This is a genomic window from Microbulbifer variabilis, from assembly GCF_023716485.1.
GTDB classification, from domain to species: domain Bacteria; phylum Pseudomonadota; class Gammaproteobacteria; order Pseudomonadales; family Cellvibrionaceae; genus Microbulbifer; species Microbulbifer variabilis_B.
Map to the genome: position 1 here is coordinate 1,184,481 of NZ_CP092418.1, position 12,571 is coordinate 1,197,051.

At 43.9% G+C, this 12,571-nt stretch carries 10 protein-coding genes; 7 read left to right on the forward strand and 3 right to left on the reverse strand.

What is annotated here, in order from left to right; all coding sequences use genetic code 11:
* Positions 1-23: 23 nt before the first annotated feature.
* Both tadA and MJO52_RS05195 read left to right on the forward strand, forming a co-directional pair.
* Entirely contained in the window at positions 24-479 is a 456-nt protein-coding gene (gene tadA, locus MJO52_RS05190) for a tRNA adenosine(34) deaminase TadA (protein ID WP_252084885.1), read from the forward strand.
* Complete coding sequence (locus tag MJO52_RS05195) at positions 466-903, forward strand: potassium channel family protein (RefSeq protein WP_252084886.1); 438 nt, start codon at positions 466-468, stop codon at positions 901-903. Before tadA ends, MJO52_RS05195 begins: the two co-directional genes overlap by 14 nt.
* Positions 904-1,079: 176 nt before the next feature.
* Here the strand turns inward: MJO52_RS05195 and MJO52_RS05200 are convergent, their stop codons facing one another.
* Positions 1,080-2,051 (reverse strand): glycosyltransferase family 25 protein, encoded by a 972-nt coding sequence (locus tag MJO52_RS05200; protein WP_252084887.1) that lies wholly within the window; start codon positions 2,049-2,051, stop codon positions 1,080-1,082.
* A gap of 535 nt (positions 2,052-2,586) precedes the next feature.
* On the opposite strand from MJO52_RS05200, the gene MJO52_RS05205 reads away from it, so the two are divergent.
* Together MJO52_RS05205 and MJO52_RS05210 are read left to right on the forward strand one after the other, a co-directional pair.
* Positions 2,587-3,786: a multidrug effflux MFS transporter gene (locus MJO52_RS05205; RefSeq protein ID WP_252084888.1), complete on the forward strand. Its 1,200-nt coding sequence runs from the start codon at positions 2,587-2,589 to the stop codon at positions 3,784-3,786.
* A 113-nt stretch (positions 3,787-3,899) separates the two neighbouring features.
* Entirely contained in the window at positions 3,900-4,544 is a 645-nt protein-coding gene (locus tag MJO52_RS05210) for an SGNH/GDSL hydrolase family protein (protein ID WP_252084889.1), read from the forward strand.
* A 73-nt stretch (positions 4,545-4,617) separates the two neighbouring features.
* Here the strand turns inward: MJO52_RS05210 and MJO52_RS05215 are convergent, their stop codons facing one another.
* Positions 4,618-5,121: a lactoylglutathione lyase family protein gene (locus MJO52_RS05215; RefSeq protein WP_252084890.1), complete on the reverse strand. Its 504-nt coding sequence runs from the start codon at positions 5,119-5,121 to the stop codon at positions 4,618-4,620.
* 93 nt (positions 5,122-5,214) lie between these two features.
* Between MJO52_RS05215 and MJO52_RS05220 the strand changes: the two genes are divergently transcribed.
* Both MJO52_RS05220 and MJO52_RS05225 read left to right on the forward strand, forming a co-directional pair.
* Positions 5,215-6,084, forward strand: coding sequence for a LysR family transcriptional regulator (locus MJO52_RS05220; protein ID WP_252084891.1), 870 nt, complete (start codon positions 5,215-5,217; stop codon positions 6,082-6,084).
* A 25-nt stretch (positions 6,085-6,109) separates the two neighbouring features.
* Positions 6,110-6,949 carry a nucleoside deaminase gene (locus MJO52_RS05225; protein WP_252084892.1) on the forward strand — a complete coding sequence of 280 codons (840 nt, stop codon included), beginning with the start codon at positions 6,110-6,112 and terminating at the stop codon, positions 6,947-6,949.
* Between the two features lie 412 nt (positions 6,950-7,361).
* On the opposite strand, the gene MJO52_RS05230 is transcribed toward MJO52_RS05225, so the two are convergent.
* Positions 7,362-8,363, reverse strand: a complete 1,002-nt coding sequence (locus MJO52_RS05230) for an AraC family transcriptional regulator ligand-binding domain-containing protein (RefSeq protein ID WP_252084893.1) — start codon at positions 8,361-8,363, stop codon at positions 7,362-7,364.
* 862 nt (positions 8,364-9,225) lie between these two features.
* On the opposite strand from MJO52_RS05230, the gene MJO52_RS05235 reads away from it, so the two are divergent.
* Positions 9,226-12,531, forward strand: a complete 3,306-nt coding sequence (locus MJO52_RS05235; protein WP_252084894.1) for a DUF5060 domain-containing protein — start codon at positions 9,226-9,228, stop codon at positions 12,529-12,531.
* The last annotated feature ends 40 nt before the right edge of the window (positions 12,532-12,571 follow it).

Here is a 12,571-nt window from a genome sequence, read left to right on the forward strand (position 1 = left end):
TAGTAGAGGTCTAAGAAAGAGTTATGGCGACACCTAAAGACTATGCGTTTATGCGCAGAGCCCTGGAATTAGCCGAGCTTGCCGCAGAGCGGGGAGAAGTACCGGTTGGGGCCGTATTGGTGCGGGAAGGTAAAATCATTGGCGAGGGCAGTAATCGCCCTATTGGCAACTGTGACCCCAGTGCTCATGCGGAAATTGTCGCATTACGTCACGCGGCGGAGGCAGAGCAAAACTACCGCCTGCCAAATACCACGCTTTACGTCACTATCGAGCCCTGCACTATGTGTTTTGGAACCTTGATGCATGCGCGTGTTGGTCGTTTGGTTTTTGGTGCCAAAGAGCCACGTGCCGGCGTGGTGGAAAGCCAGCTGAAGCTTGGTGAAGCTGGTTTCTTCAATCATAAAATTTCTGTGGAGTCTGGTGTGATGGCTGAAGAGGCCGGGAGGCTGGTGCGCGAGTTTTTCCATGATCGACGCTGAATTGGCTTTTGCATTTGCGGTGAACAGCATCATTGTTGCTATTGTGGTGCTGATTCATCATGAAGTCCTCAATGCTTTGGTGCACCTGGGGCGCTGGCTACCGGTGCGGCACAACTTTGCCATAGTGCTGGGGGTGTTTGGTGCCCTTTTGGCTCACGTGGCGGAAATCTGGCTCTTTGCCTATGGCTATTACTTTATGGTGAATTCGCCTTACTTCGGCACACTAGAAGGTAATTTCAACGGCAGCCTGCTTGATTGTGCGTATTTCTCATTTACCACTTATACCTCCCTTGGCTTTGGCGATATTGAGCCTTTGGGGCATCTACGCTTCACTGCTGGCTTAGAGGCTTTAACGGGGTTGGTCATGATTACCTGGACGGCCTCTTTCATGTTTTTAAAAATGCAGCGCTATTGGGATATCTAGGGAGCCACTGAATAATTCCATAAGATCTATGCGGGCCTTGTGGAGTGTTCACACTATGCGATGTGCTCTCTTGAAAGGTCTTAGATATTTGTGCAAAGCCACTTTTTGATAGAGAACGGCTCTGAAACCCAGAGTCATCACAGAATTATTCAGAGGCGCCCTGGTTATCTCTTGAATTAGAGTTTCATTCGGGCAGTGCGCCCTGGGCGTTTCTTTGGTTTCTCTGCTGGGTAAAAATCGCCTTTAAAACGATATAGGTAGCTATGTCTTTCAATACTGCGCCACAGCTTGCCAAAAGGGTGTAGCCAATACAGCCAACGGGCCACCTTGGCCTTGTGGACGTTAGATTTTTCGATACTGGAAATGTGTTCGGCTTCCCATAGTAGATGGGGCTCGATACCATAAAGTTTCAGATCAAACTGCCAAAAGTGATCAAAGACCTTATCGATAGGCTCGAAAATCCGCCTGGCATACCTCAGAACCTTTTCCATTCCACAGCGATTGATCAAATAACCCTGGGCCCCGCACCAACCCCGCTCTGGGCGAACTAGCTTGTGCACACCATCATTGAGGGATCGGATGATCTTGCGTTTGCGTACTTTCAGCCCCATCAAACGGATCATTTCCACTTCTGGGGGCAATCGCTCCAGCTCCGCCAATACTCTGGCAAAGTCACCTTCCACCTGAACGTCATCCTCAAGGATACATACCCTGTGTAGACCGGCCTGGTAAGCCTGACGAATAGCGCGAAGGTGAGCCAGATAACAACCGATCTCAGAACTTTTCAGCTCACATAAGTGACGCCAACGTGTGATGGCGTTACAGAGAACCTCATCATCCTCAAGCTTGGGTATACCACTGCGCCCTTCAACGCCAGCGACTTGGCTGGCACGAAGGCGCTGAGATTTCAGGGTTCCCAGTAACCGATTTACAGTTTCGCCCTCTGGATACATTGTGATTACCCAGCAGGGCGTGTGGGCAATAAACAAAGGGGTTTTTTGCTGCCGCCGGTTGAGTGCCGGCCGAGTGCGCAAAGGAATTTTTGGGGCAAAGCGGTGGCGAGAGCGCAGGGGCAAACGTTCGGCTTTTGCAGCCGCTAATGACCAACTGGGTACAGAGTGATTCCTGCGGCGTTTTTCTAGTGCCACAATTTCTGATTTCTCTGTAAACGGATAAAACCACCGATAGGAAACTGCAGTCTGGCTAGTGAGATATAGGACTCAAACATATTTCTATCCCATCAGCAGGAGGGCTAAAAAGGCAGTTCAACAGGGTCAGTAGGGGAGTGAATGCATAATTTCATCTATTTTTACCTAACCCCCAGCGTCTTGAACGCTATCCTCCTACGTCATCGCCATCCAAAATTTTGCCTTGGCTAATCTTAATGTCCGACTATCCAGTCGGTATAAGCTTTTAGGAAATGGTCAGTACTTCTGGGCGATAGAGCTTTTAGTTGCCACTGAATAACTGTGGGAATTGGGGAGTAAAAAGATTGCGAGGTTGAGCCGACTTTTAGGCTGTATACGTTTGTGTTCGCATTTCTTATACCTAGGCAGGTATTCTGTACTGTAAGAGCGCTAGCTTGAATGAAATAAGAGAATTTACTCTGGAAGCATCAGGTTATTTCTTGATAGCGACATTTCGATTTTTTTGTATTTCCGAGCCTGATTTATTGGACATTCTATGAAGTTGAATTTTATTAAGATGGCACTCATTCTGGGCTTATTGAGCTGTGTTGGGCCTGTTGCTATCGATATGTATCTGCCGGCCCTACCGGATATCGCCCAGGATTTGGGAGCCCCTATAGAGGCTGCTCAGTACACCCTGATATCTTACTTTGTTGCTTTTGGGGTATGCCAACTATTTTATGGCCCCGCTTCGGACATGTTTGGTAGAAAGCCACCGTTGTATTTTGGATTGGTTCTTTTTACCTTGGCTTCTATCGGTTGTGCTCTGGCGCCCTCAATAGAGGCGCTGATCGCTCTAAGGTTTTTACAGGGCGTTGGTGCCGCTTCGGTGATGTCGATCCCCAGGGCTGTGATTCGAGATTATTACACTGGTACCCAGGCCACTCGCTTAATGACTACGGTGATGTTGGTGATTTCTATATCGCCGATGCTCGCCCCGCTGATAGGCAGTACCTTGATAGTCCCTTTTGGGTGGCGCAGTGTATTTTTACTGATTGCTTTGCTGACCCTGGCCAGCTTATTGCTGGCAGTAACCAGCTTGCCGGAGACCTTACATCATCATCACCGTGTACCATTTCGTTTAAATGCCATGCTTGGCGCTTTCTCGACATTGCTGCGCGACCCTGTATATGTGGGTCTGACTAGCATCGGTGGTTTGGGTATCGCCAGCTTTTTTTCTTTCCTTGCCACGGCCTCTTTCCTGTACACCGATTTTTATGGGCTGACACCAACGGAGTTCAGCCTTGCTTTTGCCTTAAATGCGCTGGGCTTCTTTATCTCTAGTCAGTTTGCTGCAAACCTGGGGGCCCGTTTTGGTTCAGTGGTGGTGGTGAAGTGGGCTACTGCTGGTTTTGCCATCAGCTCTCTGGTGATGTGTATGGTTGTGTTTTGGGGTAATGATCAATTTTTATTACTGGTGGCAATGTTGTTGACCTGTAATATATTCCTTGGGCTGGTTATTCCCACTTCCATGGTGTTATCTCTTGAAGAACATGGCCCCATTGCTGGTACTGCCGCAGCCCTGGGTGGCGCTTTACAAATGTTGCTCGGAGCATTGGCTATTGTTTTAACCAGTCTGGTTTTTGATGGCACGCCTTTGCCGTTAACGGCAGCTATTGCTGTTTGTGGTGTCAGTTCGTTGATTATTTCACGTCTAACTTTGCGGGGAATAGCGCATTTGGTGGTGCCATACTAGAGTTTAAATTTAGCTTGGGCTTACATTTCCTTAGGAGTTGGCCCCTTTGTCCATAAAGTTCGGGAATCTCTTTGTAAGTGAGTTCCCCAAATATAAGGAAGGAGGTCGGCAAGATGGATAATATTCTGGTTTATTCCGATAGTGTTTCCTGGGGCATCATTCCGGATACGCGACAGCGCATGACATTTGCCCAGCGTTGGCCTGGAGTTATGGAGTTCCACTTAAACGAAAATAAGCATAATGTACGAGTGATTGAAAATTGTCTGAATGGTCGCAAGACCGTTTGGGACGATCCATTTCGTGAGGGCCGGCGGGGTGTTGAGGGATTGGCACAGGTGATTGAAATGCACTCCCCATTGCATTGTGTAATCCTAATGTTGGGCACCAATGATTTCCAGGATACTCACGATAATAAAGCCAGTATGTCTGCCCAGGGGGTGGCTAAGCTAGTCTCCGTAATTCGCAGTGCACCTATCGAGCCGGGTATGCCAGTACCTAAGGTTCTAATTGTTGCTCCCTTAACGATCAACAATCCTTGCGGTATTATTGGCTATAAATTTGCTGGTGCGAAAAAACGCTGCGAAGGTTTCCCGCAGGAGCTGGAAAAAGTCTCTAACGATCTGGGTACCTTATTTCTGGATGCAAATAGGTGGGTCAAAGTCAGTGAACGGGATGGTATTCATTTAGACGAGGATCAACACTCGGTTCTAGGCAAGGTGATTGCCGATTTCCTCTCAGACAATAAAGTCTTGCACTAGCAATACAAACTGCTAGCGATCAACCAATTGTTGACTATGGCACCGGAAGTACCGGTGCCGGTTCACTGTAGAATCAGTTGTAGGCACCGCTACTATAAATCAGTTCGTAACTGTGGCTGTATATTTCCAGAATATTGCCAAACGGATCTTCCATATAAATCATGCGATATGGCTTTTCTCCTGGATAGTAATATCTGGGTTTTGGCATACGCTTTTTACCACCAGCTGCGACAATTTTCTCTGCCAGTTCTTCCAGGTTCGGGTCCTGAACACAGAAGTGGAATACGCCGGTTTTCCAGTATTCGAAATTATCCTTGGGGTTTTCCTGGTTGGGAAACTGGAATAGCTCCACACCGATACGATCGCCGGTGGAAAGGTGAGCGATGCGGAAACTACCCCACTTGGCTCCAAAGACATCGGTACACATCTCACCAATGGCGCTGTGATCTTCACTGATTTCCGTTGGTGGCATAATCAGGTACCAGCCCATGACCTCTGTGTAGAACTTAACGGCAGCTTCCAAATCTGGCACTGAAATACCGATATGAGAAAAGTTTCTCGGATAAACACTCTTCATTAGTCACTCTCCAACAATTACTTTCGCATAAGTTACTGTGCCCAGATCATTACGTATAATTATGATTTGTGATTTTTTTGAGTAACTTTTGTAATGATTAATCCTGTGTGGCTGCGTAGTTTCTGTACTTTGGTGGAGCAGGGTGGCTTTACCAAAACGGCGCAGCACCTGCATATGACCCAATCTGGCGTTAGTCAACACTTACGCCGCCTGGAAGACTTCCTTGGGTTGGCGCTGATCCATCGGCAGGGGAAACAATTCACCCTGACCGAGGCAGGCGAAAAGCTATACCTAGAGGCTCAAGATATCGTCGAATCCCTCTCTACACTGGGTCAACGACTTGGCGAAGATCCAGCTTATGAGGGACAAGTGAGTATTCAATCCCCAGGTAGTGTGGGTCTAAAGCTCTATCCAAAATTACTGGACCTGCAAAGAGAATACCCGAAACTGACCATAGACTATCGTTTTGCTCCAAATCAGGCTGTGGAAGAATCCATACTTGGTTATAAGGCAGACATTGGGTTTGTAACTAATCCGTCAACAATGGCGGAAGTAGCGAGTCAGCCTGTAGGCAGTGAAGAATTACTGCTTGTGACCCCTGCGTCAGTCAAGAAGTTGAGTTGGAGGGTGTTGCTAGAGTTGGGTTATATCGGTCACCCAGATGGTGCTCATCAAGCGGGCTTGTTACTGGGGGCAAATTTCTCAGAATTCCAGCATGTAGATATGTTTAAACTCAAGGGATTTTGTAACCAAATTGGCCTGATCTTGGAACCGGTCAGTATGGGCTTGGGTTTTACGGTATTACCCGCTCATGCAGTCAATGCCTTTCATAATTTTACGCAAATTAAGCCTCATCGCTTGGCGAACTCTATCACTGAGACTTTATTTCTAATTACACGTCGCCACAAGGCGTTACCGGCGCGGGTAAAAACTGTGGTTGCTTTAGCTAGGGAGTGGCTTTAAACCGTTAGAATACTTCGGACATTTTATGTTGCGTTTTATTTGCTGGTTATATTTTGGGATTATTGCCATGGGTGCTCAGGCTGAGTTGCCGCCCAGCTCAGCTGTTCAGCAGGAGAAAGACGAGATACTCATGCTACTTGCTTACTCGGTAGCTTACCTTGATTGGGTTGGGCCAAAAGAAAAACAGAAGCGCGGCTACAATATTGCAGCAGTCCTGTATGACAATGCGCAGGAAAAAATTATAGGAGTGCAGCGCAATGCAGTTGGTTTGTGTCGAGATAAAACCCAGCATGCTGAAGTGCGATTAATGCAACAATGTATCGGCAGTAAATGTAGGGGGAAAGAGACTAATTACCTGAATGATACTTCGATCTACAGCACTCTGGAGCCCTGTATGATGTGTGGAGGTATGATGATTTTTCTTGAGGTCTCTAGAGTTATTTATGGCCAATCAGATCCGGATTTTGGGAAGAATATAGAAAGGCTGAAGCAGAGTTTTAAGTCTGATTGTAGATATAAATTTGAGTCGAAACCGCATGTGGAAAATATTTGTAAAATAGATATTCCTGCAAATTATCGAGCTAGAAATATTTCTTCAGAGCCATCTAGTTTACTTCAGAGGGCTCAGCTTGAAGGGGCGTTTTACAATCATCGCTTGTTGTTTAGTAGCACGATTACAGATTTTCTGATGAGTGCTGAAGCGAAGAATATTTATCGTGCTGCTTACCAGCGGCTTATGGGTTTTAAGTCTAAATATCAGGCTAACAATAATCTTCTGCTGGAGAGCCAAAAGCAATTGAAGCAATTAGAAAGTGCTCCAGGAGATATAGATCGGTGTTTAGTGGGGGAGATACATCGCCACTAATTTTGTTAAATGTGAGCCTTTAGATTTTGGGGTGATTGATTTGCTTTATTGATGGCAATCATTAGTGGTTTAAAAATTCCTGATTTTCATTGCTTCTAGGTGGCTTAATTGTGTTTGATTCGACTTATGAAGATGCTGACGTTCTCCAGAGTTTTAAAAATAGAAGATTAGTCCCAGGCTCACTCTTAAAATTTCAGTTGAAAAAAACATGATCTGAAAAGTTCTATAGGAGTTGTCGGAGAGTAGATGATTGAATTTCTGGGGGCGAGCAATATAGATCGAATGACATCTATATGCTCGCTGGCAGTATTTTCGTGGGCTGTAGAATTAATAGTTAGAGTTTAAGTAAGATTATCTTGGTTGGTAGTGTGTTGATTTTCTCTTTTATTTATTTTTTATTTGATGGGATTAATCAAATATTTTTCCAGCGTTTGTAGGATTCTTCGTACGCTATAATTGTTGAGAACCCTAATTCTTTTGCGACTTGTAACTTGTCCATGGACTGGATGTCCAGTGAATTCAGTTTTTCTCTCCGGGCTAAATCCAATAAACGTCTAAAAGATGTATTTTGTGCATTTAGGCGAATCTGTAAGGAACGCTTATTAATTTGCAGTATGTCTGCCAAGAAATCCAGGTTGGCTGCACCCTCTGATAAATAATCTTTGATAATATCTTTACATCGATTGGGTAATGATTCATCTGACTTCATCTTCTGGAGCTGCTTCTTTGCAGTTAGCTTATTAAAGTCAAGGGAGGATTTTCCTGGGCTACATAGTTGTTTATCAAGAATGGAGTTATCAAAGCTAATGCAATTTTTTTGATGTCCAAACTCAATGGGAATATTAATTAAGGAGGATGCATTATTCATTAATTCGGAATTATGATGAGCAAAGTGAATAACCGGATGGCAGCTTTCATAATCGACAACAATATCTGAAATTAGCTTAAAGATGACTCCAATATTCAATTCAACTTGTTGTGTAGTGAGAGGCGAAAAGCTAGGAATTAAAATATCAAAGCTGGAGCGTTCATTCCCCTCACTGAATAACCCTTGATAGCCTTGCGTGCCCAGTTGTTGGAATTGCGTACCGAGGCTAATAAGATGTCTGACAGTAGGGCAAGCCATTAGGACATGAGCAAATGCTTGAATGCTGGAAATTGACACATCTAGACCAGTACGAAACGCTATGGTGTTATCACTGAAGTAGTCGGATACCTCTTGAAGTGCTTGTCCAGTCAGCCTTACTGGTACACGATGTTGTAGGTTTTGAAACTGAGAGTAATGATCACCATATATATTCTTTAACTTATCTTTTGGAAACCCCAGGTGTTGCCAGTATAGTACGTGACGATAAGTGGAAGTTGCCAAGCCTGTTGGCTCAGAAGCATAAAGTTCCTGGTTATTGGTAGTCATACTGATTTTTTTTTGTACTGCTAATAATCTATGAAATTGGTCGCCAAATGACAAATAAATTATTTTAGTGAATTTCTTAAGTTAATGTATAAAGCAACGCCATTATAGTATGAGTTTAACACTTAAAGTGTGATTTTGAACCAGTTTTTTTGACTGGCGATTTGGGTTTGGTGAGATTAAATTCCTCCAGTACTTACAAGGTATAATTTTTACTACGCTGGCGGTAACGCTTCCAGTTTTAGCTAATCCTTGCGGAGCAGTTGGTGTTCCAATTTGTCTAGTCCGCGGAGATATAAATTAAAAATGGTTTAATATATATCAGGATTTAAAATAAAAGCGCTATCGTAATATCGCACGAAAGCTTTTAATATGATCTGAAGCTATAAAATATCGGGTTAAGTAATCTCTTCTATCGTAACAGATAATTTTCTCGTAGGTGTATATTTTGAGTGAGGTATAGTATCGTCCAGGTTTCCCGCTCCGTCGAATAATTTCTTAGCATTGTTCATCTTTTTCTCACTATTTTATTTTGTTGGAGCCAATGGTTCTTTTGGTTCTATTCGGAATCTTTTTTGTCGGTTTGTTGGTTAGCTTAAGGATTTGATAAGGGTAATTCTAATGCTATTAAAGTGAAGGTGGATCAAAACCTTCTTGTTTGAGAAAAATGAAAAAAAATAGTTTTTTTCGCCAATCTATAAGCTGTGGAACTAGTCCTGATTGCATGTGACTGAATTCACGGTAGGTATGTATCTGAGCGATTTAGTATCTGGCCAGTGCTGCATGCTGTAGCCAATTTCTATATGCCCATTAAATCCTGTAATTAGTAAATAATTGTTTACTTCTAAAGTAGAGAAAACTGGAAATGAATAACAGTAGCTTGCCTTTGGCACTTCTGATTACCGCCACATTGGCTGGTTGTGGTGGCGACTCGTCATCTGGGGAATCTGATAATGAGAGCCCGCCTCCTTCGACAGGTTCTGATATAACGGACCCTGGGAATGGATTAGCAATATCGTCTTTCACTCTGGTCAATTCACAGGGCAACTCGGATATTTTTTCACTTACCGATGGTGCAGAGATATATCTAAGCCAGGTTGGAAGCCAGTTAAATATTAGGGCAAATAGTGATCAGGCAGAGAGTGTAATATTTGAGTTGGCAGGGGCTCAGACGCACAATATGACTGAAAATGTCTCGCCCTATGCTCTATTTGGTGATGATCAGGGTGATTTTAATCATTGGACCCCCGCAGTTGGAACTTACACCCTTACCGCAACACCTTATTCTCTGGATGATGGGGCAGGCACTGCCGGAACCAGTGCCTCAATTACATTTACTGTAAAGCAGAATGATGGAACCGATCCGACAGATCCAGACCCAGATCCAACAGATCCTCCGGGTCCAGTTGACCCGGATGATATCGGCCATAGTGAACATTGTACTGTTTCCGGTACGCTGGAAAAGTGGCACCGTATAACGATCACTTGTGATGATTTGTATGCATCAGAAAATGATGATGCTACGTTTACCGATTATCGATATAACGTGATATTTACACAAGGTGACTTGTCTTACACAGTGCCTGGACATTTCGCTGCTGATGGCAATTCAGCAAATACAGGTGCAACTGAAGGAACTAAGTGGCGTGCCTACTTTTCACCGCCAACTTCAGGTAAATGGTTCTTCGATATATCTATGAGACAAGGAAGCCAGGTTGCGGTTGATCTAGATACAAATGCAGGTAATGCTATTTCATTTGATGGTGAAAGTGGTTATTTCCCAGTATTACAATCCACAGCACCTGAGCTTGATATGAGGAGCAAGGGATTACTGGTACATAAAAAAGGAACCCGCTACTTGCAGCATCTGGGGGATAAGTCGGTATATATAGAAGGTGGAATGGATAGCCCTGAAAATATTTTTGGTTATTCAGGCTTTGATAATACAGAAAAACACTATAACGTAAATTCCTGCAAAGGCATATTACACAGTTTTGAGCCCCACCTTGGTGATTGGAATAATGGAGACCCTACCTGGAAAGATGGTAAAGGAAAAAGCCTTATTGGTTTAGTGAACTATATAGCTGAAAAAAATGTCAACGCAATTTATATCATGGCAAACACCGAGAGTGGTGATGGTTGCGATGCCCATCCTTGGACGGTATATGATGGTAACCATCGGGCTTTTGATGTCAGCAAATTAGACCAGTGGGAAGTCGCAATGGATCACATGACCAGTAAAGGCATGCTGATTCACTTTATGACCCAGGAAACAGAGAATAATAAAGTTCTGAATAACGGTAATTTAGGGCTTGAACGTAAACTATATTACCGGGAGATGATTTCCCGCTTTGGACATCACCCGGCGCTACAATGGAATATGGGTGAGGAGAGCACTCTTAGCCAAGAGCAACACAAGGCAATCGCTAAATATTTAAAGGATGTAGACCCCTACGATCATCCCACCCTGCTCCATACGTATGGTGGTCAATGGGATCAGCACTATCGGCCATTGTTGGGAAATAGTCATTTTGATGGACCGAGTATTCAAATTGATAATATTCCTAGCGATGCGAACCATCGCAATGCCCCTTATCAGATGAGTAGAAAGTGGCTGACTGAATCCCAGAATAATAACCATCTTTGGTATGTTACTTTCACTGAAGCTTCCGGCGGGCAAGCGCCTGTGCCCCATTCTGAGGTTACCCAAGTTCAGAGGGTCAACTGGATGTGGGGCAGTGTTATGGGAGGTGGTGCAGGATTTGAGTGGTATTTAAAAAATCCTAATTCCGGCCACGCGTATGACTTAGCGGTAGAGAACTTAAGGGAGTTTGACAACCATTGGGAGCAAACTGGTCACTTTGTTAAATTCTTTAACGATATTTTGCAAAATCAACTTGAAGTTAATCTACACAGTTTGAATGTGGATAATGAAGTAACTTCAACCAATAACGATTGGGTGCTTTCAGATAGCGGTAATGTTTATCTAGTTTACTTGCGTGAAGGTGGCACAACGAATATAGAGATTCCAAATGAGGATACCTATAAGGTTTACTGGTTCAATCCAAGAAGCGGCCAGTTGACAACGGGTAATCAACTTGACGGAATAGGTACTCATAGTATTGGCACTGCCCCAACAGAAGCTAATCAGGACTGGGCAGTAGTCATCAAAGCGGAAGGTATAAATAGCAATGTTCACCCAGATATTGTAAAAGTTCTACCAATTAACCCTAATGATGTTTTACTCGAACCTCAAACTAATTGGATGGATAGTTATTCTATTGGGGATCAATGTTTTTGTGAGTCAACTTTTGACCACAATATTGCCGATATTATGGTTTCGACCGACCATGGAACAATAACGGTTAAAGAAGCTTGTGACCTAATTGGCCCGGGCCCAGGATCGGCTGGCCGTCCCAAATACAATGATATTCAGTGCGGCAACGGCCCGGCAAATGATGCCGGTGATGAGGATTACTGTCCAGGTCGTGTGGATATAGGTAAAGAAGGGTGTGGCCATATTGGCCCGAGGTGGAATTTTGATAAGTTAAACCCAGATCAACCTGAAGGTGACTACACGGAACAAAACGGCCTGGTAATTATGGAGGCTGAAAATACCTACTCAAATCTAGGTGAATGGGTCAAGAAAAATGATATTGGCGGCCATACAGGGAGCAGTTATCTTGAGTTTAATGGTAATACGCCACTAAACGGCCCACCTAAATCTCCCTTGGAGTACACTTTCAATATAACAAGAAGTGGTTTGTACTATTTGCACCTGCACGCTGCGAAAGAAAACTTAGTGTATGAGGGTGAGTTTCGTACAGACCTAGCAAATGACGCTTACTTTCGACTTGAAGGAAATTATGAGGCGGGACCTAATGCTGGGAATAGTCATGGTAAAGATGCTCCTCTGGAACTATTAAAAAAAGATACAAAGTTCTTTGGTGGAGAACATAATAAATTCATCTGGGAATCTGGCAATAAATTTGATCCTGGTGGTCATAATAATAAACGTGTCGCCGTTTATAAGCTAAAAGCAGGAGAATCGTATAAACTGGTGATGTCAGGCCGTTCACAGAAATTTAAGGTAGATAGAATAGTTTTCCGGCATATTGATGTTTCTAAATCTGATGCCGAGAATATAAATAATCCAGAAACCGTTGAGTAGTAACTGCCTCAGTGAGAGCCATGGATGGCTCTTTCGCTTG